The sequence below is a fragment of the Streptomyces cyaneofuscatus genome, from assembly GCF_033109485.1.
GTDB classification, from domain to species: domain Bacteria; phylum Actinomycetota; class Actinomycetes; order Streptomycetales; family Streptomycetaceae; genus Streptomyces; species Streptomyces cyaneofuscatus.
On sequence record NZ_CP137002.1, the window covers coordinates 4,977,990 to 5,003,101 of the forward strand.

Annotated in this window: 18 protein-coding genes; 14 read left to right on the forward strand and 4 right to left on the reverse strand. The window is 73.1% G+C overall.

Annotated elements, in window-relative coordinates; translation table 11 throughout:
- Nucleotides 1-57: 57 nt before the first annotated feature.
- Both R2B67_RS22010 and R2B67_RS22015 read left to right on the forward strand, forming a co-directional pair.
- Nucleotides 58-957 (forward strand): coiled-coil domain-containing protein, encoded by a 900-nt coding sequence (locus tag R2B67_RS22010; protein ID WP_317820452.1) that lies wholly within the window; start codon nucleotides 58-60, stop codon nucleotides 955-957.
- 150 nt (nucleotides 958-1,107) lie between these two features.
- Nucleotides 1,108-2,100: an aldo/keto reductase gene (locus R2B67_RS22015; protein ID WP_317820453.1), complete on the forward strand. Its 993-nt coding sequence runs from the start codon at nucleotides 1,108-1,110 to the stop codon at nucleotides 2,098-2,100.
- 45 nt (nucleotides 2,101-2,145) lie between these two features.
- On the opposite strand, the gene pdxR is transcribed toward R2B67_RS22015, so the two are convergent.
- The 3 genes from pdxR to R2B67_RS22030 form a co-directional block, all read right to left on the reverse strand.
- Nucleotides 2,146-3,591 carry a MocR-like pyridoxine biosynthesis transcription factor PdxR gene (pdxR, locus tag R2B67_RS22020; protein ID WP_317820455.1) on the reverse strand — a complete coding sequence of 482 codons (1,446 nt, stop codon included), beginning with the start codon at nucleotides 3,589-3,591 and terminating at the stop codon, nucleotides 2,146-2,148.
- A gap of 20 nt (nucleotides 3,592-3,611) precedes the next feature.
- Nucleotides 3,612-4,445 carry a hypothetical protein gene (locus R2B67_RS22025; protein ID WP_317820457.1) on the reverse strand — a complete coding sequence of 278 codons (834 nt, stop codon included), beginning with the start codon at nucleotides 4,443-4,445 and terminating at the stop codon, nucleotides 3,612-3,614.
- 127 nt (nucleotides 4,446-4,572) lie between these two features.
- Nucleotides 4,573-4,782: a DUF397 domain-containing protein gene (locus R2B67_RS22030; RefSeq protein WP_317820458.1), complete on the reverse strand. Its 210-nt coding sequence runs from the start codon at nucleotides 4,780-4,782 to the stop codon at nucleotides 4,573-4,575.
- A gap of 93 nt (nucleotides 4,783-4,875) precedes the next feature.
- On the opposite strand from R2B67_RS22030, the gene R2B67_RS22035 reads away from it, so the two are divergent.
- Complete coding sequence (locus R2B67_RS22035; protein WP_317820459.1) at nucleotides 4,876-5,187, forward strand: hypothetical protein; 312 nt, start codon at nucleotides 4,876-4,878, stop codon at nucleotides 5,185-5,187.
- A gap of 22 nt (nucleotides 5,188-5,209) precedes the next feature.
- Here R2B67_RS22035 and R2B67_RS22040 read toward each other — a convergent pair whose 3' ends face one another.
- Nucleotides 5,210-6,898, reverse strand: a complete 1,689-nt coding sequence (locus tag R2B67_RS22040; protein WP_381075000.1) for an MFS transporter — start codon at nucleotides 6,896-6,898, stop codon at nucleotides 5,210-5,212.
- A gap of 480 nt (nucleotides 6,899-7,378) precedes the next feature.
- Here R2B67_RS22040 and R2B67_RS22045 point away from each other — a divergent pair, with 480 nt between their 5' ends.
- The 11 genes from R2B67_RS22045 to R2B67_RS22095 all read left to right on the forward strand — a co-directional run bounded on the left by R2B67_RS22045 (nucleotide 7,379) and on the right by R2B67_RS22095 (nucleotide 25,091).
- Nucleotides 7,379-8,167 carry an ABC transporter ATP-binding protein gene (locus R2B67_RS22045; RefSeq protein ID WP_317820460.1) on the forward strand — a complete coding sequence of 263 codons (789 nt, stop codon included), beginning with the start codon at nucleotides 7,379-7,381 and terminating at the stop codon, nucleotides 8,165-8,167.
- Nucleotides 8,164-10,749, forward strand: a complete 2,586-nt coding sequence (locus R2B67_RS22050; RefSeq protein WP_317820461.1) for an ABC transporter permease — start codon at nucleotides 8,164-8,166, stop codon at nucleotides 10,747-10,749. The genes R2B67_RS22045 and R2B67_RS22050 overlap by 4 nt, the downstream gene beginning before the upstream one ends.
- 361 nt (nucleotides 10,750-11,110) lie before the next feature.
- The gene (locus R2B67_RS22055; RefSeq protein WP_317820463.1) at nucleotides 11,111-11,398 is read left to right on the forward strand and encodes a hypothetical protein; all 288 of its coding nucleotides are present in this window, start codon (nucleotides 11,111-11,113) and stop codon (nucleotides 11,396-11,398) included.
- Nucleotides 11,399-11,463: 65 nt separating this feature from the next.
- Nucleotides 11,464-13,308: an AfsR/SARP family transcriptional regulator gene (locus tag R2B67_RS22060; protein ID WP_317820464.1), complete on the forward strand. Its 1,845-nt coding sequence runs from the start codon at nucleotides 11,464-11,466 to the stop codon at nucleotides 13,306-13,308.
- Between the two features lie 5 nt (nucleotides 13,309-13,313).
- Complete coding sequence (locus tag R2B67_RS22065) at nucleotides 13,314-15,593, forward strand: TOMM precursor leader peptide-binding protein (RefSeq protein ID WP_317820466.1); 2,280 nt, start codon at nucleotides 13,314-13,316, stop codon at nucleotides 15,591-15,593.
- Entirely contained in the window at nucleotides 15,583-17,553 is a 1,971-nt protein-coding gene (locus R2B67_RS22070) for a TOMM precursor leader peptide-binding protein (RefSeq protein ID WP_317820470.1), read from the forward strand. Before R2B67_RS22065 ends, R2B67_RS22070 begins: the two co-directional genes overlap by 11 nt.
- 44 nt (nucleotides 17,554-17,597) lie before the next feature.
- Nucleotides 17,598-19,181 (forward strand): nitroreductase family protein, encoded by a 1,584-nt coding sequence (locus R2B67_RS22075; RefSeq protein WP_317820472.1) that lies wholly within the window; start codon nucleotides 17,598-17,600, stop codon nucleotides 19,179-19,181.
- A 15-nt stretch (nucleotides 19,182-19,196) separates the two neighbouring features.
- Entirely contained in the window at nucleotides 19,197-21,932 is a 2,736-nt protein-coding gene (locus R2B67_RS22080; RefSeq protein WP_317820474.1) for a lantibiotic dehydratase, read from the forward strand.
- Nucleotides 21,929-22,984: a lantibiotic dehydratase C-terminal domain-containing protein gene (locus R2B67_RS22085; RefSeq protein ID WP_317820475.1), complete on the forward strand. Its 1,056-nt coding sequence runs from the start codon at nucleotides 21,929-21,931 to the stop codon at nucleotides 22,982-22,984. Before R2B67_RS22080 ends, R2B67_RS22085 begins: the two co-directional genes overlap by 4 nt.
- Nucleotides 22,981-24,090 carry a site-2 protease family protein gene (locus tag R2B67_RS22090; RefSeq protein ID WP_317820476.1) on the forward strand — a complete coding sequence of 370 codons (1,110 nt, stop codon included), beginning with the start codon at nucleotides 22,981-22,983 and terminating at the stop codon, nucleotides 24,088-24,090. Before R2B67_RS22085 ends, R2B67_RS22090 begins: the two co-directional genes overlap by 4 nt.
- A 41-nt stretch (nucleotides 24,091-24,131) precedes the next feature.
- Nucleotides 24,132-25,091: an ABC transporter ATP-binding protein gene (locus R2B67_RS22095; RefSeq protein WP_317820477.1), complete on the forward strand. Its 960-nt coding sequence runs from the start codon at nucleotides 24,132-24,134 to the stop codon at nucleotides 25,089-25,091.
- The last annotated feature ends 21 nt before the right edge of the window (nucleotides 25,092-25,112 follow it).

Consider the following 25,112-nt stretch of genomic DNA (forward strand, 5'->3'; position numbering starts at 1 on the left):
TCGCGGGGAGATCCGTGTGCGTCCGTGTGTCCGTAGGTCGGAGAGGGGCTTCAGGCTATGAGTGCTGGACCGGTGTCCGCGTTCGACGTCGTCGGCGTGCGGGGGCGTGGTTACCGTCCGGAGCAGGTGGACCGCGCGGTGGCGGAGCGGAGCGCCGAGCGGGACAGGGCGCTCGCCGAGGTCGTACGGCTGGAGCGGCTGGCGCAGGAGCTTGCGGCGGAGGCGGCCCGGCTGGCGGAGACCGTGGCGGGGCTGCCCGCGCAGGATTACGCGGAGCTGGGGGAGCGGGCGCAGCACATCCTGGCGCTGGCGCAGGAGCAGGCGGCTGCCCTGCGGGCGGACGCGGAGGCGGCGGGCCAGGAGCTGGCGGACGCGGCCGACGCCGAGGGCCGGGCGCTGGGGGACCAGGCGCGGCAGGCGGCGGACGCGGTGCGGGCCGCTGCTGTGGCGGCGGCGGAGGAGCGGGTCGCCGAGGCGGTCCGGGAGGCGGAAGGCGTGCTCGCGGCGGCCCGCAAGGAGGCCGAGGAGGTGCGCGGGGCGGCCGAGACCGCGATGGCGCAGACCCGGAGCCGTACGGCGAGTGTGCTGTCCCACCAGGACCAGGAGCACGCCGAGCGCCACCAGGCCGCCGAGGCCGAGATCGCTGCGGCCGAGGGGGAGTTGGAGGCGCGCCACAAGGAGCTGACGGACCGGGCGGAGGCGCTGCTCGCGGAGGCGTCCCGGGCGCTGGCGGAGACCCGGGAGGCGGCCCGCCACGGCCAGGAGGACGCGGAGGCGCGGGCGGCGGAGATCCTGTCGGAGGCCCGGGTGCGCGAGGAGCGGATCGTCCGCGAGACCGAGCGCGTGCTGCGGGAGCACGAGGAGGGCCGCGAGGAGGTCCAGGCGCACATGGCGCACGTTCGCAGCTCGCTGGCGGCGCTGACGGGCCGGGTGACGGCGGGGGCCGGGGAGGACTGAGGGCCGCTGCGGACTCCGCCCAACCGGCGAGCGGTCTGGTTTATCGCCGCCGGATTGGCCCGGGATACCGATCCGTTCGGTGCCTACGGTGGTGCCAGTTCCGCCGGGCGCACGCCCGGCGCGAGAACCGGACACCCCGAGGAGTTCCGCATGCTGCGACGCCGTATCGGAGGACCCACCGGTCCCCTGGCCAGTGCCCTGTCCCTGGGCACGCTGCCCTTCGGCACGACGGTCGACGAGGAGACGTCCTTCGCCATCCTGGACCGGTTCGTGGAGGCGGGCGGCACCCTCCTCGACACCGCCAACAACTACGCGTTCTGGGCGCCCGGCGGGACCGGCGACGAGAGCGAGGCCACCATCGGCCGGTGGCTGGCCGCCCGGGGCCCGGCCCTGCGCGACCAGGTGTTGATCTCCACCAAGACGGGCGCCCGCCCGACCGTGCCCGGCACCGGCCTGGAGACGGCCGAGGGCCTGTCGGGGCCCGTCGTCCGCAAGGCGGCGGAGGACAGCCTGCGGCGCCTCGGCACCGACCGGATCGACGTGTACTGGGCCCATATCGAGGACCGGACCGTCCCACTGCAGGAGACGGTCGAGGCGTTCGACGCGCTGGTCAGGGCGGGGAAGGCGGATGTGCTCGGCTGCTCGAACCACGCCACCTGGCTGACCGAGCGGGCCCGCGCCACGGCCCGGGCGGCCGGGATGACCCCGTACACGTGCGTGCAGCAGCGCTACTCCTACCTCCAGCCGCGCTTCGACCTGGGGCTGCCGGAGACCGCCCATGTGCACGTCACGCAGGAGCTGCTGGATTACGTCCGGGGCGAGGCCGACCTGACGCTCATGGCGTACTCGTCGCTGATCTCGGGCGCCTACACCCGGCCGGACAAGCCGCTGCCGGAGGCGTACGACCACCCGGGCAGCGTGCGGCGGCTCGCGGTGCTCGGTGAGGTGGCCGACGAGCTGGGGGCGAGCGTGAACCAGGTGGTGCTGGCCTGGCTGATGGCCGGTGACCGGCCGGTGATCCCGATCGTGGGGGCGAGTTCGGTGGAGCAGCTGGAGGAGATCCTGGGGGCGGTGGAGCTGGAGCTGCCGGGGGAGCTGAAGGAGCGCCTGGACACGGCGGCGCTCGGCCCGGCCGCCGCCTGACCTACGTGCTTGCGCGCCTACGCGCCTACGTGCCTACCTACGTGTCTACGTGCCGTGCTCCTTGGCCCGTACGCGTTCGATGGCGTGGGCGAGGCGCTGGACGGCGCCCGGCACAGCCTGGTCGGTGAGGTTCCCGTAGCCGACGACGAGGGTGGCGGCCGTCGGGGTGTCCGTGGCGGCCGGGGCCGCGCGGTAGTCGTCCAGGCTCGCCAGGCGTACGTCCGCCCGTGCGGCCTCCTCCACCACCGCGCCCGCCGGGCAGTCCGTCAGGGGGAGGAGAAGGTGGAATCCGGCGGCCGCCCCGCCGACGGGCTGTCCGGGCAGCCGGGCTTCGACTTCGCGCAGGAGGTGGTCGCGGCGGCGCTTGTAGCGCAGGCGGGAGGCTCGCAGATGGCGGTCGTACGAGCCGGAGGAGACGAACCGGGTGAAGGCGTCCTGGTCGATGACCGGCGGCGGGGTGCCTCCGGTGTCCCTCGCGGTGAGGGCGGCGGTCCACCGTTCCGGGGCGGCGATCCAGCCCAGCCGCACGGCGGGGGAGAGGGTCTTGCTCAGCGAGCCGAGCAGGGCGACATGTTCCGGCGCGACCCCCTGCAAGGCCCCCACGGGATGGCGGTCGTAGCGGAACTCGGCGTCGTAGTCGTCCTCCATGACCAGGCCGTCCATCTCCTTTGCCCAGTCGACGAGTTCGGCGCGGCGGGCGGGGGCGAGGACGACGCCGGTGGGGAACTGGTGGGCGGGTGCCACGATCACGGCCCGGACGGCGGTGGCCCGGTGTAGGAGGTCGACGCGCAGCCCGTGCTCGTCCACGGGGATCGCGACGGGGGTCAGCCCGGCGGCGGCCACGGTGAGGCGGAGCTGCGTCCAGCCGGGGTCCTCGACCGCCACGTGGGTGTGCCCGGCGGCCCGTAGGCCCCGGCACAGTCGCATCACCGCGTCCAACGTGCCCGCGCAGAGGACGAGTTGCCCGGGCTCGACCCGGGCGCCGCGCCCGCGCGCGAGGTAGGCGGCGAGCTGCCGGCGCAGCCGTGGCAGCCCCGCCGCGTCGGGGTAGCCCAGCTCGTCCCAGGTCAGCTCGGCGGTCGCCGCGCGTACCATGTCGGCCCAGCGCTTACGCGGGAACGCCCGCAGGTCGGGGACGCCCGGCAGCAGGTCGTACCGGGGCGTCCAGCGGTCCGCGCCCTCCCGCGCGCCACCGCGTACGGAGCCGCCGGTGCGGGCCCGTACGCGGGTGGCCGAGCCGCTGCGGGCCTCGAAGTAGCCCTCGGCGACGAGTTGGGCGTACGCCTCGGTCACCACCCACCGCGAACACCGCAGATCCGCCGCGAGCACCCGGCTGGCGGGGAGGGTGCTGCCCGCGGCGAGGCGCCCGCTGGTGACCGCGGTGCGCAGCGCCCGGGCCAGCCGTGCGTGCAGCGGCCCCTCGGCGGGGGGTTCCAGCTCCAGGAAGGTGCCCCAGGCGGGCCCGGTCTGCTCGCGTCCGGCGGATGGCACGGCGTTACGGGACCGGGTCGTCAGCGCACGTCGACGAAGTCGGCGGTGGACGTGGCGGGGCCCGTGATGGAAGAGCCGTTGTGCGTCCAGCGCCAGTAGCCGTCCGTCGAGGCCGTGACGGTGGTCTTCAGAGCGCCCGCGGAGTTCGACTTCACCGTCTTCACGGTGGTGTAGGCCGAGCTGCCCTTCTTGCGGAACTGGAGCCTGGCGCTGCCCGCGACGGCGGTGTACTTGTGCTTCGTCCAGTCGGCGCGGGTCAGCTTCCCGGTGACGGTGAGCTTCTTGCCCTTCTTCACCGGCTCGGGGGAGGCGTTGACGGTGGCCTTGGCCCAGCGCTTGAGCTGGACGGAGCCGGGGGCCTTCTTGAACTCCTCGGCCTTGAGCCGCCCGTCGGACTTCCAGAGGCGCAAGGTGAGGCCGATCTTCCAGGTGGTGGCGTAACTGTTCGACGCGAGGTCGTAGGGCGGGTCGATGAAGAGCGTGCCCTCGCAGCGCTCCTGCCAGTCGTTGATTGGATAGCAGGTGTATATGCCCATGCGCAGGCTGTCGTTGTCCGGATTCTTCGGCAGCTTGGCGCCCCGGTAGAGGAACGGTTTGGCGTCGTACGCGGACGGCTGCGAGGTGGAGAGCCCCGGCGGCAGGGAGACTTCGAAGGTGACCGGCGGCTCCTTCGCCTCCTTGGTGCCCACCACGATGGGTTTGCCGTTGTTGACGACGACCTTGGAGACGACGATCCCGGTGGGCGCGGCCTGCGCCGGCGGGGCGGTCACCGTGGTGAGGAGCACGGCCCCCGCGACGGCGGCGACGGCGCCGGTTCTTCGGCTCCTGGGATTCCTGCTGCGACCTGCGTTCACTGCGCACCTCTTGGCTGTACGGGGGTGGCGGGCCCGCTGCCCGAACCTCACGGGCAGCAGGCGGTGCGTCAGCGTACCAACGCGACGATCATGGCCGGTCACCGCGTCGGGAGGGGGTGTGCGAGGTCTATTCGGCGGCGGTTACGGCGCCGATGAAGGCGGTCCAGGCGGTGGCGGGGAGGATGAGTGCCGGGCCGCCCGGGTTCTTGCTGTCACGGACCGGGACGACGCCGGGGAATCCGTCCGCCACCTGCACGCAGTCGCCGCCCTCCTCGTTGCTGTAGCTGCTGCTGCGCCAGGCGGCGGCGGTCAGATCGGGACGGGACGCGGTTTCCACGGTAATCGACCTCCAGCACGGATCGGATCAGTTCGAGCGACATCAGCGGCGGGAGCGCCATCGCCCTGAGGTGATCGTAGGTCAGAACGAACCGTGGTCCCGCTTCTGCTGCTCGTCCTCGCGCAGCCCGTCGGGATGGTCCTCCCCGACGAGGGCGGCTCGCTGATCGGCGGCCTGCTCCGCATCACCGGCGCGGTTCTGCTCTGCACCTCGGTGCACTGGACCACCGCTCGGAAGACCGTGGGCGTCCTGCTCACCTTCGCCCTGCCTGGCGTCGCCATGGCTGTCTGGAACCTGACCGACGGTGGACCGTCGGGTGCCGGTCCGGCCCTCGTGGCCAACCTGGCGGCGCTCGTCCTGACGGCCGGTACGGCGGCATGGCTGTGGCGGGTCCGCCGCGCCTGAGGCGTTGTCGCCGGGCCGTCTTCTACTTCGCGTCGGGGAAGTCGCCCGTCTCGGTGATGACCGGGAAGCGGCGCGGGGCGAGGACGACGAGGGCGAGCAGGGCCAGCGCGGCGGCTCCGGCCGCGCCGATGTAGACGTAGTCCACCGCCGCGTCCACCGCCCGCCGCAGGTGGTCCGTCGCCGCCGAGAGCGCGCCCGGGTCCTCCAGGGCGCGGGCGACCGCGTCCAGGTCGTCGGGGAGTCCGGGGGCGGGGGCGTCGAGGAGGCGGGCGGCCAGCACGCTGTTCGCCACGGCCCCGAAGACGGCCGCGCCGATGCTCTGGCCGACCTGGCGGCAGAAGAGGACGGACGCCGTCGTCGTACCGCGCTCCGCCCACCCCACCGTCGACTGCACGCCCACGATCAGGGGCAGTTGGAAGAGGCCGAGGGCCGCGCCGAGCAGCAGCATGATCAGGGCGGGCTGCCAGGGCTCACCGGGGTAGGGGAGCAGCGGGAAGGCCAGCAGGATCAGCAGGGCGGCGCTCATGCCGATGATGGCGGTGAGCCGGAAGCCGATGCGGTTGTAGACCCGGTCGGAGAGCGCCGCCGAGACCGGCCAGCTCAGGGTCATCACCGAGAGCACGAACCCGGCGGCGATCGGGCCCAGGCCGAGGACCGACTGCGCGTACGTCGGGAGGAAGACGGTCGGCGCGACCATCAGCAGCCCCATCGCGCCCAGCGCCAGGTTGACCGAGGCGATGGTGCGGCGGCGCCAGACCCAGCCCGGGATGATCGGTTCCGCCGCCCGTCGTTCGATGACGACGGTCAGGGCGGCCAGCGCCACGCTCGCCGCGAACAGGCCGAGCGAGGGCGCCGAGAGCCAGGGCCAGGCCACCCCGCCCTGGACGAGGGCGGTGAGCAGCAGGGTGCCGGTCGCGAAGACGGCGACCGCGCCCGCCCAGTCGATACGGGGACGGGTCTTCGGCCGGGGGCGTGCGGGCTCATGGAGGTGGCGGACGACCAGCCACAGGGCGATCGCGCCGACCGGCAGGTTGATGAGGAAGATCCACCGCCAGTCGGCGTACCCGGCGAACAGCCCGCCGACGACCGGTCCGGCGACCGCCGAGGTGGCCCAGACGGTGGACAACTTGGCCTGGATACGCGGGCGTTCCTTCAAGGGGTAGAGGTCGGCGGCGATGGTCTGGACGGTGCCCTGGAGGGCGCCGCCGCCGAGGCCCTGGATGACGCGGAAGGCGATGAGCGCGCCCATGTTCCAGGCGGCGGCGCAGAGCAGGGAGCCGACGAGGAAGAGGATGATCCCGGCGATCAGGACCGGCTTGCGGCCGAAGGTGTCGGAGAGCTTCCCGTACACCGGGAGCGTGACGGTGACGGCGAGCAGATAGCCGGAGAAGAGCCAGGAGAAGACGGTGAAGCCGCCGAGGTCGCCGACGATCTGGGGTACGGCGGTGGAGACGATGGTGCCGTCGATGGCGGCCAGCGCCATGCCGAGCATGAGGGCCGCGACGACGGGGCGGCGGCCCCGGGGGGTGGTGAGGGCGTCGGCTGCGGCGGGGGGCGGCCCGGCCGTTCCGTGCGTACCGCGTCTGCCGTCCGTGCCGCCCGCGTCGTGACCGGCCTCAGTACCGCCCGCGTCGTTACCGGCCTCAGTGCCGCCCGTGCTGTTACTGGCCGCCGTACCGCCCGTACCGTCCCTGGCTTCCGTGCCGCCCACCGGTTTTCCTTCCCTATGCACGTATCTCCCGGGGCACTGTCTCATCCCGGGCGGCGGCGTGGGGGCGTTCGGGGTGAGGTCGTGGCTGCGGGAGCGGCGGTTTTCAGACGTGCTGCTCGGGCCGCTGGTGATCATGTCCATCGGTGGACGCCACGCTTCCGGCCTCCGCTTGCCCGAGAGGGACCCTGACCCCGCCTCCCTCCGGAGGACGACTCCCCCTAGGGGGCGCCCCCTCATAGTGGCCAGGGCCCCTTCCTCCCGGCGGAGGACGTGGGGAGCGAGGGCGTTTCCTTAACCTGTTCTTACGTCGCGCCTGGGGCCGGCAGCAGGGGGGAGGGTGGGGAAAACCCCACCTCAAGACTGCGCTGGGCACCATCGCGCCGGACAGCTTGCTGAACCCAGACTTGGAACGTACTCGACGACCGACGACGTCCAGTCGTCAATCGACCGTCCAGTCATAACCGACATAGGAGACATACCGTGACAACGGCTGTAACCATTCCCAGGCACGGGGGCACTGGAGGGCGTACGGCCGTCGCGGCGCGAGCGCGGCAGGTCGTCAAGGCCTACGGCAGCGGGGAGACCCGCGTCGTCGCGCTCGACCATGTCGACGTGGACATCGCCCGCGGGCAGTTCACGGCGATCATGGGCCCGTCCGGCTCCGGCAAGTCGACGCTGATGCACTGCCTGGCCGGGCTCGACACGGTGACGTCCGGCGAGATCTTCCTCGACGAGACCGAGATCACCAAGCTCAAGGACAAGAAGCTCACCCAGCTCCGGCGCGACCGGATCGGCTTCATCTTCCAGGCGTTCAACCTGCTCCCCACGCTCAACGCGCTGGAGAACGTCACGCTGCCGATGGACATCGCGGGTCGCAAGCCCGACGCCGCCTGGCTGCGCCAGGTCGTGGAGACCGTCGGGCTCGCCGAGCGGCTCAAGCACCGCCCCACCCAGCTCTCCGGCGGTCAGCAGCAGCGCGTCGCGGTCGCCCGTGCGCTCGCCGCCCAGCCGGAGATCATCTTCGGTGACGAGCCGACGGGGAACCTGGACTCCCGGGCCGGGGCCGAAGTGCTCTCCTTCCTCCGCAAGTCGGTCGACGAGCTGGGCCAGACCATCGTCATGGTCACCCACGACCCCGTCGCCGCCTCCTACGCGGACCGGGTGCTCTACCTCGCCGACGGCTCCATCGTCGACGAGATGTACAACCCGACCGCGGACCAGGTCCTCGACCGCATGAAGCACTTCGACGCACGTGGGCGGACGTCATGACTGTCTGGAAGACCTCGATGCGCAACTTCTTTGCGCACAAGGGCCGGATGGCCCTCTCCGCGGTGGCGGTGCTGCTCTCCGTGGCGTTCGTCTGCGGCACCCTCGTGTTCACCGACACGATGAACACCACCTTCGACAAGCTCTTCACCGTGTCCTCCCCGGACGTCACGGTCAGCCCGAAGGGCGCCGAGGAGAACGACGAGCAGCCCGACAACGGCAAGCCCGCCTCCCTGCCCGCCTCGCTCGTCCAGCAGGTCGAGAAGGCCGAGGGTGTGAAGAAGGCGGAGGGTTCCGCCTTCTCCATGGCGGTCACCGTCGTCGACAGCAAGAACAAGAACATGGGCTCCGAGACCGGCGCCCCCACCATCGCGAGCAACTGGACCGACAACGACCTGCGTTCGATGGAGATCACCTCCGGACACGCACCCCGCGGCCCCACCGAGGTGATGGTCGACGGCGACACCGCGAAGAAGCACAAGCTCAAGATCGGCGACGAGCTGCGCACCATAGCCGCCACCGGTGACCTCAAGGCGAAGATCAGCGGCATCGCGTCCTTCACCGTCACCAACCCGGGCGCGGCCATCGTCTACCTCGACACCGCCACCGCCCAGAAGCACCTGCTGGGCGCCCCCGACGTCTTCACCCAGGTCCTGGTGACCGCCGAGAGCGGCGTCAGCGACACCCAGCTCAAGAAGAACGTGGCCGCCGCTCTCGACGGCTCCGCCGCGTACACGCTGCAGACGCAGCAGGAGGCCGCCGACGCCAACAAGGACTCCATGGGCGCCTTCCTGGACGTCATGAAGTACGCGATGCTCGGCTTCGCCGGGATCGCCTTCCTCGTCGGCATCTTCCTCATCGTCAACACCTTCTCGATGCTGGTCGCCCAGCGCACCCGCGAGATCGGCCTGATGCGGGCCATCGGCTCCAGCCGCAAGCAGGTCAACCGGTCCGTGCTGCTGGAGGCCGTCCTCCTCGGCATCGTCGGCTCCGTCCTCGGTGTCGCCGCCGGTATCGGACTCGCCGTCGGGCTGATGAAGCTGATGAGCGCCGTGGGCATGGAGCTGTCCACCAGGGACCTCACCGTCGCCTGGACGACGCCCGTGATCGGCCTCGTGCTCGGTGTCGTCGTCACCGTCCTCGCCGCGTACATCCCGGCCCGCCGGGCCGGCAAGGTCTCCCCGATGGCCGCCCTCCGCGACGCCGGGACCCCGGCCGACGGCAGGTCCGGCTGGGTCAGGGCCGGGATCGGCCTGGTCCTCACCGGGGCCGGCGGCGCCGCCCTCTGGGCGACGACGCAGGCCGACAAGGCCACCGAGGGCTCGGGCCTTCTCGCCGTCGGTGTGCTGCTGACCCTGATCGGCTTCATCGTGATCGGCCCGCTGCTGGCCGGTGTCGTCGTCCGGGCCCTCAGCGTGGTCGTCCTGCGGCTCTTCGGCCCGGTCGGCCGGCTGGCCGAGCGCAACGCGCTGCGCAACCCCCGGCGTACGGGAGCGACCGGCGCGGCCCTGATGATCGGGCTCGCCCTGGTCGCCTGCCTCTCCGTCGTCGGGTCCTCCATGGTGGCCTCGGCCACCGAGGAGCTCGACAAGTCGGTCGGCGCGGACTTCATCGTCCAGGACAGCGGTGCGGGCCGCCCGATCGTGCCCCAGGCCGCCGAGGCCCTGCACGCCGTGCCCGGCCTGGAGCACCTGACGGACTACACGTACATCAAGGCGAAGATCACCGCGCCGAACGGCAAGACGGTCGACGAGGGCATCACCGCCACCGACCCGACGTACCAGCAGGACGTCCGCCGCACCGCCCTCTCCGGCGACCTGGCGAAGGCGTACGGGAAGAACGCCATGTCGGTCGGCGAGGACTACGCCGAGAAGCACGGGGTCAAGGTCGGCGACACCCTCACCATCGCGCTCAAGACGGGGGAGAGCGCGAAGCTGAAGGTCGCCGCCATCACCTCCGACGACACCAACATCGACCGCGGCGCGATGTACACGAACATCACCACGGCGACCTCCTTCATCTCCGCCGACCGGATGCCGCAGAACGTGGCGATGTTCGGCAGGGCCGAGGAGGGCAAGGAGAAGGAGGCGTACGCGGCCCTCAAGAGCGCGCTCGCCGAGTACCCGGTCTACAAGGTGCAGAACCAGGCCGACTTCAAGGAGGACCTGAAGAACCAGATCGGCCAGCTGCTGAACATCGTCTACGGCCTGCTCGCCCTCGCGATCATCGTCGCGGTGCTCGGTGTGGTGAACACCCTCGCCCTCTCCGTGGTCGAACGGACCCGGGAGATCGGCCTGATGCGGGCCATCGGCCTCTCCCGCCGCCAGCTCCGCCGCATGATCCGCCTGGAGTCCGTGGTCATCGCGCTCTTCGGCGCGCTGCTCGGACTGGGCCTGGGGATGGGCTGGGGAACGGCGGCGCAGAAGCTGCTGGCGCTGGAGGGTCTGGAGGTCCTGGAGATCCCGTGGCCGACGATCCTCACGGTGTTCGCCTGCTCGGCGCTGGTCGGACTGTTCGCCGCACTCGTCCCGGCCTTCCGGGCGGGCCGGATGAACGTCCTCAACGCCATCGCGACGGACGGCTGAGGCCCCGCCTCTCTCAATCCATCCAGCAGGCGCCTCAACGGGCCTCTGAGTAAACGGAGTTCACCGTAGGGTGACCGGCAGGTCCCGGGGCGTTCCTCCAAACACCCCGGGGCCGAGTCCGTTCTCCGCCCCTGCCCCACCCGCTTCCCCGACAGGGCCCGCCGGTCACGGCGGGCCCTGACAGCTTGTTGCACGGGCGGCCGCTGCCGTGTGCAGCAAGCTGACACGGCTGCACCTCTGCGTCCCCGTTCCGCGCTGGCATCGTCGTCCCTACCGGGACACCCCCGGACATGGAACCGGGACACCCCGGTAGGAAACCGGGACGCCCCGGCATGGACCCCCACCGCCGAAAGGGGACAACGTGTACAGGACTTCGCCCCACCCGAAGCCGCGCCGCTCACCCCGCACCGCTGCCGCCGCCCTCGCCACCGGAATCGCCCTCGCCGCCGTCACCCTGCTGGCCGGCCCCGCAGCGGCCGCCGCCCCCCAGCGGACCGCCCCGGCCACCCCCGCGACGTACACCGTGCCGAACGGTGTGCCCGAGCACGTCACCCGGCTGGTCTGTACGGAACTGGCGGGGGTCATCGGCCACCTCCCGCCGGACTCCGTGCCCGTCCGGGTGTGCAAGCTGGTCAACGGCTGGGACTAGGAGGTGTCCTGCCGACCCTGCCGACCCTGCCGGGCTCGGACTCGGACTCGGAGGCGTCGATCGTGATGCGCTTCCAGCTCCTGGGGCCGCTGGCCCTCGCGGACGGCCCGGACGTCGTCGTCCTCCAGCCCTCCAAGCCGGTCATCCTGCTCGCCGCGCTCCTCCTGCACGCCAACTTCCCAGTCTCCGCTGACTACTTGCAGCGGGCGGTGTGGGGCGAGGACCAGCCCGCCACCGCCAGGGCCGCCCTCCAGACCTGCGTCCTGCGGCTGCGGCGGCTCTTCACCAAGCACGGGGTCACCGGTACGTCCATCGAGGCGGTCCCCGGCGGCTACCGGATCACCGCCGGTCCCCCCACCCTGGACCTCCTCGGCTTCCGCGACCAGGTGCGCCGGGCAACAGCCCTCGCAGGTGATCCGGAGGCGGAGCTCTACACGCTCAAGGACGCCCTCTCGCTCTGGCAGGGCTCCCTCCTCGCCAACGTACGGTCCGACGTCCTGCACCGGGACGAGGTGCCCCGGCTCTCCGAGGAGCGGCTCCGCGCGGTCGAGCGGGTCTGCGATCTGCTGCTGGGGCTCGGGCGCTGCGGCGAGGCACTGGTCGACCTGTGGACCGCTACGCGCGTATATCCGGGGCACGAACGGTTCCACGAGCAGCTCATCGAGGCCCTCTACCGCACCGGACGCCAGTCCCAGGCCCTTGCCGAGTACCGCAGGGTCAAGGGCTTCCTGCTGGACGAGCTGGGCGTGGACCCCTCGCCGTCCTTACGGCAGCTGGAGCTGTCCATCCTGCGCGGTGAGGACCTGGGGGCCGGTGGAGCAGTGCGTGCCGCCGTGGAACCCGCGCCCGCCCCTGCCTCTGCCCCCGCCCCGGGCCCGGGGGCCACCTCGCGGGTCATCCAGGGTGCGGCCGTCCCTCTCCCGGCCGCCGCCCCCAAAGCCGGTCCCGTCCCCGCCGTCCCGCACTTCACCGGCCGCGAGGCGGAGGCCGCCGCCATGGCCGCCCGGCTCACCGCACCGCCGCCCCCGGGCGCCGACGGCCAACGGCCCCTCACCGTCCTGGTCTCGGGTGCCCCTGGCATCGGCAAGTCCGCCCTCGCCCAGCACGTCGCCCACCTCGTGCGGGACAGCTTCCCGGCCGGCCGGCTGCTCGTCCGGATGACCCGGGCGGACGGCCGCCCCCGCACGGCGGACGAGGTCGCCGCCGAAGTGGGAGCCGCCCTGGGGCCCGCACGGGCGGGTGAGCGCGCCCTGCTGGTCCTGGACGACGTGGTCGACGCCGACCAGGTCCGCCCGCTGCTCACACCGCCGGACCTCGCCGTCGTCGTCACCAGCCGGATGGGGCTCGGCGGCCTCATCGCCACCCACGGCGGCTGGGTGCACCGGCTCACCGCCTTCACGGAGGCGGAGTCGTACGCGCTGCTGCTCGCCGCCCTCGGTACGGAACGGGTGGAGGCCGAACCCCGCGCGGCCCGGCAACTCACCGCGCTCTGCGGCCACTTCCCGGCCGCCCTGCGCATCCTCACCGCCCGCCTGCTGACCCGCCCCGGGCTGCGGCTCGGCGACGCCGTCGACTGGCTCGGCGACGACCCGCTGGCCCGGCTCACCCTGACCGACGCCCCGGACCACTCGGTGAGCGGCCTCTTCGACCGCGCGCTCGACCGCCTCGACCCCCGGCTGTCGGAGGCGCTCCTCCGTATCGGCGCCGGCCCGCCGGAGCTGCTGGGCGAGGCCATCAAAACGGACGGTAAGCGGAACCACCCGCCCGTGCCCGAAGACGTCCTGGAACAGCTCGCCGACGCCGGGCTCCTGGAGGACGGGCCGCCGGGCCCGTACCGCATCCATGACCTGCTCCGCGCCCACCTCCGAAGAACCGTCCGGATCCGCAACCGCCGCACAGAGAAGGTGTGATCCCCATGGCCGAGAGCGCCGCCCCCGCACCCGCCCCCGCCGCCGCACCCACCGGGTCCGCCCCCGCCGCCACCGGAAGCGGAACCGGAGCCTTCGACGCGCTCGCCGGGACCCGCCCGCGCATCCGCCGGGACGTCCTGTTCACCGAGACCCCCGGCGGGGTGCTCTTCCACAACGCCGACGGCGGCTTCCACCTCACCGGCCGCACCGCCTACCGCTTCGCCTCCCTCGTCGTCCCCCACCTCACCGGACACCACCGGCTGGACGAGCTGTGCGCCGGATTCGGCCCGGGGCAGCGGGCGATGGCCGCCGAGCTGGTCAAGACGCTGTACGCGCGCGGTTTCGCCCGTGACATCCCGGCGACGGACCCGGACACCGCCGGGGACGACGGGCTGAGCCCGGAGATCGCCGAGCGCTTCGCCGCCCAGATCGCCTACGTCGACCACTACACCGACGACGCCCCCGCCCGCTTCGCCCGCTACCGCACCACCCGCGTCGCCGTCCTCGGCGACGACGAGACCGCCCGCTGGTGCGTGCTGAGCCTGCTGCGCAACGGCTGCGCCCGCATCGGCACGACCTCCGCCCACGCCACCGCCCACGACGACATCGCCGCCGAGGCCGCCGGGGCCGGCGCCCAGATCGAGACGGTCGGAGCCGGTACGGACGCGGGCTGGCCGGGTCTGGACGGGTACGACATCGTCGTGGTCACCGGTTCCGGCGCCGGGGCCCGCACCCACCGGCTGCTGGCCGCCGGGGTCCCCGAAGGCGTGACGCTCATCCCCGCCTGGCTCTTCGGCCGCCGGCTGATCGTCGGCCCGCTCTCCACCGCCGCCTCCACCGGCTGCTGGTCCTGCGCCCTGCTGCGCCTCGGCGGCAACGTCGACGCGGGGGCCGCCGAGGCGCTGTGGAGCGAGGCGGCGGGAGCCGTACCGGCCTCCGGCGACGCCCTGTCCGGCCCGGTCGCGGCGATGGTCGGCAACCTCATCGGCTACGAGATCTTCCGCCTCACCACCGGCGCCCTGCCCGCCGAGACGGACGGCCAGGTCCTCGTCCAGGACCTGGAATCGCTCGACGTGATGGCCGAACCGGTCCAGCCCCACCCCCGGTGCGCCCGCTGCGCCGCCCTGGACGCGCGCGAGCCCGCCCCCGCGCTGCCGGGCGCCCTCGCGCTGCCCGTCACCCCGACCGTGGAGACGGCCCGGGACGCGGAGGGGCTGGTCGAGGAGTTGAACCGGGTCAGTACGGCGCTGGTGCGCCCGTACACCGGGATCTTCCGCCGGTACGACGACGAGGAGCTGACCCAGACCCCGCTGAAGCTCAGCCGGGTGGAGGTGGCGCTCGGGGGCGGGGTGCGGCGCCGGATCGCCGCGTTCGACGTGCACCATCTGGCGGGGGCGCGGCTGCGGGCGCTGTACGCGGCGGCTGAGGTGTACGTGGACCATGTCGTGCCGCTCGCAGGTGCCGTACAGGACGACCCCGTACGCGCCCTCCGCCCCGCCGCCCTCACCACCGGAGGCGGTACCGGTGCCGAGCCCACCGCCTGGATCACGGCCGCCTCCCTGATCACCAAGGAGCCCGTACGCGTCCCGGCGGCGGCCCTGCGCCCCTTCGGCCCGCACAACCGCGACCGGGCGCACCTGGCGAGCCGGGCCGGTTCCGGGGCGGGCGGCAGTGCGGCGGAGTCGGCGGGGCTGGGGCTGCTGTCGGCGCTGGCGCACGACGCGCTGGTACGGGCGGTGCGGGGCACCACCCGGGTGAGCCCGGTCGCGGCCGAGGCGGGCTCACCCGGGGGCGGCGGGACGGACCCGGAGCTGCTGTTCCTGCTGAAGTCCGCCGCCAACCTGGACATCGCGGTGGAGCTGCTGGACCTGGGGGAGGCGGATCGCACCTCGGCTTACGTGGTCCTGGCTCGCGAGGCCGACGGGCCTTCCGCGCACGGCCGTTGGGCGGTCGGTGCCGGGCTCTCCCGGCGTACGGCGGCCGCCTCCGCCCTGCGCGACCTGCTCGGTCAGGTCCAGCTCGCCGCCGAGGACCCGGGCGCGGTGGTCGACCTCGGTGACCCGCTGCTGGGGGACCTGGCCCCGGCGGCGATCGCGGTGGGCGGGGCGCCCGTGGCGGTGGACGGGCCGGAGACGTCGTTCGACGCCGTGCTGGAGCGGCTGCGGTCCGCCGGGCGCGACGCCGTGTATGTGGGGACGACCCCGGCGGACCTGCCGTCGGGCTCCATCGCCACGGCCCGGGTGCTGCTGACGGTGGACGGCGAGGGCGGCCCCGATGCCCGTTGAGACCCGGACGGACGTCCTGGCGGACTCCACCGACCTGCTCGCGGAGCTGCTGTCGGCAGGGCTGGCCCGGCACGACCGGGCGCAGTCCGCCACCGCACCCGTGGACGTCCAACCCCTGGGCGTACGCGACGCGTTCAGGGCTGACAGGTCTGAGGACAGGCCTTCAGCCCCCGCCGTCCCCGTCCGCTACTACGGCCGCCACGCCGTCGTCGGCCCCCTCCCGGCCTCCGGAGACACCCGGCAACTGCCCTGCGCCCGCTGCCTGGAGCGCCGCTGGCAGGCCGTGCGCTCGGTCGCGCTGCGCGAGGCGCTGGAGCTCGGCGACGGCACCCGGGCGGCGGGCCCGTCCCCGTACGTCACGCCCTTCGCGGCGGAGACGCTCGCCGGGCTCATCGCCGCCCGGCTGGACGGCGGCGGACCGGAGACGGGGGCCTTCCCCGCCGTCCACCTGGTCGACCTCCAGACCCTGGCCGTACGCCACTACCCGCTCGTCCCGGACCCCGAGTGCCCGGTCTGCTCCACCCCCGAGCCCGACACCGACGCGGCCGCCACCCTCACCCTGAAGCCCGCGCCCAAGCTGCGGCCGGGCAGCTTCCGGGTCCGGGACATCGGCTCGTACGAACTCCCCGTCGAGCCGTACGCCAACCCGGTCTGCGGCTCCCTCGGCCCCTCCGTCGTCCAGGACGTCTCGTCCACCTCCACCTCCGCCACCATCGGCTGCTTCTCGATGCGCTCGGGGCCCTACCTCCGCGAGACGTTCTGGGGCGGCCACGCCGACACCTTCGCCGAGAGTGTGCGGATCGGGGTGCTGGAAGGCCTGGAGCGGTACGCGGGCATGCGGTCGCGGGCCAAGCGCGCCCAGGTCCACGCGAGCCTGGACGGGCTGCGGGCGGAGGGCCGGGCGGCGGTGGACCCCCGGACCGTCGGGCTCTACTCCGACGCCTTCCACGCCGCCAACCCCCTTGTTTTGCCCTTCACTTCGGACCGGGAGATCCCGTGGGTGCGGGGCTGGTCGCTGCGGGACGAGCGGACGGTCCTGGTGCCGGAGGTGCTCACGTACTACCACGCGCCCGGGCTGGAGAACCGGTTCGTGCAGGAGAGCTCCAACGGCTGTGCCTCGGGCGGTGCGTTGGAGGAGGCCGTCTACTTCGGGCTGATGGAGGTGGTGGAGCGGGACGCGTTCCTGCTCTCCTGGTACGGACGGGCCGCCCTGCCCGAGATCGACCCGCGCACCAGCCGCCGCCCGGCCACCCGGCAGATGGTGGACCGGCTGGAGATGTACGGCTACGAGGCCCGGTTCTTCGACACCCGGATCTCCTTCCCGATCCCCGTCGTCACCGGGGTCGCCGTCCGACCCGACGGCGGCCCGGGCCGGATGTGCTTCGGCGCGGGCGCCGGACTCGACCCGGAGGCAGCACTCGCGGGGGCGCTCTGCGAGATCGCCACCGACGCCGTCAACCTCCAGGGCCGCACCGAGCGGGACGAAGGGCGGCTGCGGGCGATGGCGTACGACTTCGACAAGGTGGCCGCTCTCCATGACCACCCCCTCGCCTACGGCATCCCGGAGATGGGCGACCACGCGGACTTCCTGCTCGGCGCGCCCGGATCCGTACGTCAACCGGCTTTCTCCTTCGACGAGTTGTACGGGGATGGGCCCGGCACCCGGCCGGTCCTCCCGGTCTCCGACGATCTGCGCGAGGACCTCCAGCGGTGCGTGGACGCCGTCACGAGCGCCGGGTTCGACGTCGTCGTGGTCGACCAGACCATGCCCGAGCAGCGCGCCCTCGGGCTCACCACGGTGAGCGTCCTCGTGCCCGGCCTGCTGCCGATCGACTTCGGCTGGAGCCGGCAGCGGGCCCTGCACATGCCCCGGCTGCGCACCGCGCTGCGCGAGGCGGGGCTGCGTACGGCGGACCTCACCGACGCCGACCTCAACCCGGCCCCGCACCCGTTCCCATGACCGGTCTCTCCCTCCTCTCTCCTGCCGTGACCAAGGAGCTCGCCATGGGATACGCCCATGAATACGCCGCCGCGATCATGCACCGCGGCCGGGTCCCGATGGACCCCGCGGATTTTGTACCGAACTGGCAGGACGGGCCCCGCAAGGCCAAGTTCTACCCGGGCGCCGACAGCTTCCCGCTGCCCCACGCCCCCTACCCCGCCGACGCCACGCTCGACCGGGGTCTGTGCACCGAAGGGGCCTCGGGAAAAGGCGAGTTCGACCTCCGCATCCTCTCCGGCATGCTCCGGGACTCCTACGGGCTCACCGGCCGCCGCCTGGGCGTCCAGGCCAACACCGACCTGAGCGCTCTGCCCTTCTACCCGCTGGCCAACTGGTCGCGCGGCTCGGCCTCCGGAGGCGGGCTGTACCCGGTCGGCGTCCACTGGATCTCCGGGCCGAGCGGCCCCGTACCGCCGGGCGTCCACTACTACTCCACCCGCCACCACGCCATGCAGCGGCTGCTCACCGGCGATGTGTCCGGCGAGGTGCGTGCCGCGCTCGGGGAGGGCGCGCCGGGCCCGGCGACCGACCAGTATCTGGTGCTCTCCATCAAGTTCTGGCAGAACTCCTTCAAGTACAACAGCTTTTCCTTCCACGCCGTCTCCATGGACCTCGGCGCCTGCCTCCAGACCTGGCGGATGTGGGCGGCGGCCCGGGGCCTGGCCGTCGAGCCCGCGCTCTGGTTCGACGAGCAGCGGCTCGCGGCCCTGCTCGGGGCCGACCCGCAGGAGGAGGGGATCTTCGCGGTCGTCCCACTGAAGTGGGCTGGATACGCGCCTGGTTCGGACGGTTCCGCCGCTGCTCCTGCCGCCGTCCGCCGCAAGGACGTCGAGCGCTCCCGTACCGTCCTCACCTTCGACGCCCTGCTCCGCATGCAGGCCGTCACCTCCGCCGACGCCACCGCCCGGCCCGCCCCCGACGCGCTGGCCCCGGCCGCCGCGCACCCCGTCGACCCGGCGGCGACGGAGGTCGAGCTGCCCCCGGCCCGGCCGCTGGAGACCGACGTCCGCACCGCCCTGCGCGACCGGCGCTCCAGCTTCGGCCGCTTCGACGCCCAGCAGCCCGTCACGCGGCCGCAGTTGGCGGCCTGCCTGTCGGCGGCGGTCGCCGGATCGCGGCTCGGTGGGGACACCGGCGAGGTGCGACTCGCCAAGCTGTACGCGTTCGTCGGCCATGTGGAGGGGCTGGCGCCGGGGTCCTACGCGTACGACCCCGAGCGGCGGAGCCTGCGCCGGGTCAAGGAGGGACGGCCGGGGGAGTTCCTTCAGCGCAACTACTTCCTGGCCAACTACAACCTGGAGCAGGCCGGGGCCGTGCTCGTCCCGACCGTCCGGACCACCGCCGTCCTGGACGCGGTCGGCGACCGGGGATACCGCCTGGTCAACGCCACCATCGGGGCTGTCGCCCAGGCCGTCTACACCGCCGCCTCCGCCGTGGATCTCGGCTGCGGGGTCGCGCTGGGCTTCGACAACATCTCCTACATCGAGGAGCTCGGCCTCGAAGGGACGGGCGAGGCGCCCCTGCTGATCATGATGATCGGCAACGAACGGCCCGCGCCGGCCGACTTCCGCTACGAGATCGCCTGAGCGGGGGAGCCGACGATGAGCCACCACACCAACACCTCAGTGATCCGGCCCGCGTTCATGGCCCGGGTCGCCGGGCTGCCGGTCGAGAGCGTGCAAGGGCTGCGCTGCCCCGAGAGCCGCCGCTGGGCGGACGAAGTCCTCGACGAGTCGGCCCAGTTGCGGCTGCTCGCGGAGAAGGCCGGTGACCGGCTGCACGATCTGATCGGCGGCAGCGACGACGAACCCCTGCGCCGCGCCCTGCTGAAACTGCGCCGCGACATCTTCAACGGCCGTCTGCCCGCGCCGGATACGACCGACCGTGCCCTCGCGCAGGTACGGGAACGGGACCCGGCCGCCGCCGCCACCCTCGCCGACTGGCTGACCGGCCGCCGCGCGCTGGACGAGCGGCGTGCGGCGGGGGCGGCACTGCTCGCCGCCGAGACCGGCCGCAGCCGCGCGGCCCTGCGCGAACTCGCCGGTCACGAACGCCTGCGCCGGGCCCTGTTGCTCGCCTCCCCGGCGCTGGACGCCCAGCTCGACGCGTACCGCCGTCAGGCCCCGCCGCCGGGTGCCCGGCCCGACAAGAGGCAGCGCAAGATCGAGCGGTCGCTGCTGAGTTACGTGTACCGGACGGCGTGCAAGACGAGCCCGTTCTCCACCTTCACCGGGGTCGCGCCGGGCTCGCTCACCGGCTCCGACGGGCTGCGGCTCCACGTGGACGAGGAGTGGAGGGCGCAGGCCCGGCTCAACGTCGTCGTGCTGGGCCGCCTCGCCGGCGCCGTGATCGCGGACCCGTCCCGGCGCGCCGATCTGCCGGTCGCCCCCGCCTCCGGATGGGGCCGCGACGACGACCGGGTGCGTTACGTGCGGCGGTGGGTCACGGCCGGGGACGACGACACCGCCGTCACCTTCGACGCGGTGAAGGACCGGCTGTTCTTCCTGCGCCGCAGCGGCACCCTGGACCGCCTGCTCTCTCTCTTCGAGGAGCGCGGCGGGGAGCGCGGCGAGCAGCGGGGCGGGAGCGGGCTGCGGTACGGGGACCTGGTGGAGTGGCTGGCCCGGGACCAGGGGGCCACGCGGGAGGAGTGCGAGCAGTACCTCGGGGCGCTGCTGGACATCGGCATGGTCCAGGTGCCGTGCCTGCGGACCGAGGTGCACGACACCGACCCGCTGCGGGCGTTCCAGGGTGCGCTGCGGGGCCTGGAGCGCCCCTGGGCCGGCCGGCTCGCGGACCGGCTGGAGGAACCCGCCCGCTGCGTCGAGCGGTTCGCGGACGCCTCGCCGGACGAGCGGCGCGAGCTGCTGAGCTCGTTGCGGGCGGAGCTGCGGGCGGTCCAGGAGGAGGAGCTCGGGGCGGACCGGGCGAAGGTGCCGCAGACGCTGCTGTACGAGGACGCGGCGGCGGGCGCGCACACGGAGTTCGACCCCGTCGCCTGGCAGGAGCTGGCGGCCGGACCGCTGGTGGCCGTCGAGCGGGTGCTGCCCGCCTTCGACCTCACGCTCCCGCAGCGGATCACCTTCGCCGGCTTCTTCCTCGCGCGGTACGGGCGCGGGGGCCGGTGCGACGACCTCCTCAAGCTGGTCCACGACTTCCACGAGGACTTCTTCGACCAGTACATGACGTTCACCGCCACCCGCACCCCGTACGACGCCGACGGCACCTACGTCCCCGAGGTGAACTGGCTCGGCCTGGACCGCCTCCGCTCCCTCGACACCGCCCGCCGCACCTTCACCGCCCGCATGGCCGCGCTGGCGGAGGCGGCCGGGCCCGGGGCGGCCGAGGTGCGGGTGGACGAGGCGTTCCTGGCCGAGGTGGCCGCCCAACTGAGCGGCCTGGCACCGGACTTCGCCCCGATGAGCCACCACCTCCAGATCGCCGACCGCCCCGGCGACCCGCTCGTCGTCCTGAACCGGTCCTACGGCGGGGTCTCGTTCCCCTTCAGCCGGTTCACCCAGCTCTTCGACGGGCTCGACGAGCGGCTCTTCGCGGGCGGCGGGGCGATCGTGCCCGAGGGGGCGGTGCTGGCCGAGGTCACCGGCGGGCCGGTCACCAGCAACCTCAACCTGCACGGCCGGCTGACCCCGTACGAGATCGTCTGCCCCGGCGAACGCGGCACGCTGGAACCGGAGTTCAGGATCTCGCTGGACGACCTCCACCTGATCCACGACCCGGAGGCCGACCGGCTAATCCTGCGCTCGGCCCGCCTGGACCGCGAGGTGATCCCCGTCTACCTCGGCTACCTCGTCCCCCTGGCCCTCCCCGAGCTGCCCCGCACCCTGCTCCTCCTCTCCCCGACCTCCATGGCCCCGCTCAACGTGTGGGCCGGGGTCCCGGAGGGCGCGCCGGACGCGGACGGGGTCACCACACGGCCCCGGGTGCGCCACGGCTCGCTCGTCCTCAGTCGCCGCAGCTGGAGCGCCCCGGCCACCGCGCTGCCGCTGGACCGGCCGGGCACGAGCAGGACGGAGGACGGCTGGTTCCTGGACTGGCACGCGTTCCGGCGTGACCACGGGCTGCCCGACCGGGTCTTCGCGACCGTGTCCGACTCCGGGGCCCGGGGCGCGACCGGGGCCAAGCCGCAGTACCTGGACTTCGACAGCCCGCTCTCCCTGTCGGCCTTCGAGGCCCTGATCAAGACCCCGGAGGCCCGGGTGGTGTTCCGGGAGGCGCTGCCCGACGAGGACGCCCTGCACACCGTCTCCGGCCACGGCCGCCATGTCGCCGAACTGGCCGTGGAGACGGCCGTACCCGTCCCCAGGAGGACCCCATGACACCGCCGCCGCTTACGACGGAGACGACCGGCGCCTGGCAGGCCACCCACGTCTTCTACGCCGCCAACCCCCGCCCCTTCCTCCTCCACTGCGTCCGCCCGCTGGTGGCGGAGCTGGAGGCGGACGGGCTGCTCGCCGGGTACTTCTTCATCAACTACTGGCTGGAGGGCCCCCACGTACGCCTCCGCCTCAAGCCGTCCTCACCCGCCGCCGAACCCGAGGTGGCCGGCCGCACCGAACAGGCCGTGGACGCGTTCCTGGCGGAGCGGCCCGCGCTGTACGAGGTCGACTCCGGGTTCCTCAACGACTTCTACAACACCCTCTTCGAGATCGAGTTCCCCGGCAGCGAGCGCGGCCACTACATGGACGAGCAGGGCCGGATGAACCTGCGCCCCAACAACTCCCGCCACCGGGAGGCGTACGAGCCGGAGTTCGGGAAGTACGGCGGCCCGGCCGGGATCGAGCTGGCCGAGTGGCACTTCCGGCACTCCAGCGACCTGGTCATCGACGCGCTCGCCACCAAGAACCTCCACCTGCGCACGGTCCTCCTCGGCACCTCGGCCCAGCTGATGATGGTGATGGCGTCGACGTTCCTGCCGGAGCGGGCGGAGCTGACCGAATACCTGGACAGCTACTACGCGTTCTGGCACCGCGCCTTCCCCGGCACCGGCTTCATCGGTACGGACGAGTACGACCGGAACTACGCCCGTACGGCGGACGGCCTGCGGGACCGGTTCACCCGCATCCGGGCCGCCACCGCCCCGCCCGGCAGCGCGCGTTCGCTCCCCGGGTCGCTGGCCGGGTGGGCCGAGCACTGCGCCGAACTCCGGGACCGGGCGCGGAAGCTGGCCGTCGACGGGGACCTGGTCTTCCGGTCGTGGGACGGTGAGCGGGACGAGCAGGTTACCGACCCGGCGGTGGCGCTGCCGCTGCTGCTCTCCCCGTACCTGCATATGACCAACAACCGGCTGCACGTCACCATCCGGGACGAGGCGTATCTCAGCCATGTTCTGGGCCGGGTCCTCAAGGAGTCCGCCGAGGAGTCCGTATGAGTGCGCCCGGGACTTCCGGGGCGCTCGCCTCCTACCGGCCCGCCCTGCGCCCCCGGGTCCTGCTCAGCGACCCTCTCCTCGACGGGCCCGCCACCGTCCACCTGATCAAGGACACCGACACCGGCAACTCCTTCAAGGTCGGGGCGAAGGAGCACTTCCTCATCGCCCGGATGGACGGCGCGCGGAGCCTCGCGGAGATCGGGGAGGAGTACGCGGGGGAGTACGGGCGGCGGCTGGGGGACGCGCACTGGCAGCAGATCCTCACGATGCTCGGGACCAAGGGTCTGTTGACCGGAACGCCCGTGCCGGAGGCCCCTGTTGTCGCGCCGGAGTCCCGCACCCTCCTGCGCGGCACCCTCCCCCTGGTGGCCGACGCCGACGCCACCACCGCCCGTCTCCACCGGGTCGTCGGCTTCCTGCTCGCGCCGTGGGCGATGGTGCCGCTGCTGCTGCTGATCGTCGCGATGGAGGTGGTCGTCGTCGCCCGGTCCGGCGAACTGCTCCTCGCCGTAAGCGAATTGTTCGCCAACCCCGTCCTGCTGACCGGCACGGCGATCCTGCTCTGGACGAGCACCGCCCTCCATGAACTCGCCCACGGCGTGGTGGCCCGGCACTACGGCGGGCGGGTCGCGGAGATCGGGCTGCGGTGGCGGCTGCCCGTCGTCATCATGTACTGCACAGTCGACAACTACCTCTATCTCGAAAGCCGTTGGCACCGCATCGCCACAGCGGTCGCGGGCGCGGTGATGAACCTGCTCTTCCTGCTCCCGTTCTGCGCTCTCTGGCTCTTCGCCCCGCTGGACGACGCCACGCACGACGCGCTCGCCGCGCTGCTGCTCCTCGGCAGCGTGCAGGCGTTCGCGATGCTCGTACCGCTGCCGCCGCTCGACGGGTACAAGGTCGCGAGCCAGCTCGCCGGGGCCACCGGTCTCGCCGCCTCCGCCGGCGGCTACCTGCGGCTCGTGCTGCGCCGCTCCCCGGAGGCGGCCGCGTATCCCCGCAGGGCCCGTATCGCCTACCCCGCCTATGTGTTGGGGACGGTGCTGGTTCTCGCCGCTCTGGTCGCGGCGGTCGCCGCGGGCGCCCATCATCTGCTGACGGCCTGATCCCGCTGACGGCCCGTTTGTTCCCCCTCAAGGAGAGTGCCATGACGTCCACCGCCCCCCACACCCCGCACGACCCCCCTCCCGGGGCGTCCGACGGCCCCGCCGCCGTCGCCCTGACCGACGTCCACAAGACGTACGGCACGACCAGGGCCGTCGACGGGGTCTCGCTGACCGTCGGGCGCGGGGAGTTCTTCGGGCTGCTCGGGCCCAACGGGGCGGGCAAGACCACGCTCGTCGAGATCATGGAGGGGCAGCGGCGCGCCGGCTCCGGGACGGTGACGGTCCTGGGCGAGAGCCCCTGGCCGCGCAACACCGCCCTGCTGCCCCGGCTCGGCGTGCAGACGCAGAGCTCCGCGTTCTTCGTCCGGCTGACCGCCCGCGAACACCTGGCCACCATGGCCGCCCTCTACCGGTGCGACGCGGCCGCCGCCGAACGGGCCCTCGCCTCCGTCGGCCTCACCGAGCAGGGCGCGACCCGGGTGGACGACCTCTCCGGCGGCCAGCGGCAGCGGCTCGCCATCGCCTCCGCCCTCGTCCACGACCCCGAGCTGATCTTCCTGGACGAGCCGACCGCCGCCCTCGACCCGCAGGCCCGCCGCTCCCTGTGGCAGGTGCTCCGCGACCTCAAGGGCGCCGGCCGCACCATCGTCTACACCACCCACCACCTGGACGAGGCCGAGGCGCTCTGCGACCGGGTGGCGATCATGGTGGACGGCAGGGTGGCGGCGCTCGACAGCCCCGGCCGGCTCATCGCCGCCTCCAGCCCCACCACCCGGCTCCTGGTCCCGGCCGACCGTCTCACCCTCGACCAGGCCCGCGCGATCCCGGGCGTGGAGCGGGTCACCGAGGAGGGCGGCTCGATCGTGCTGGAGACCCTCGCCTCGGGCCAGGTGCTCGCGGCCGTCGACGAGATCGCCGGGCTCCAGGGCGTACAGACCAGGACGGCGAGCCTGGAGGACGTGTACCTGGCGCTGACCGGCACGGGAGCTCAGCAGCCGTAACTCCGTTGAACGACTCCCCTC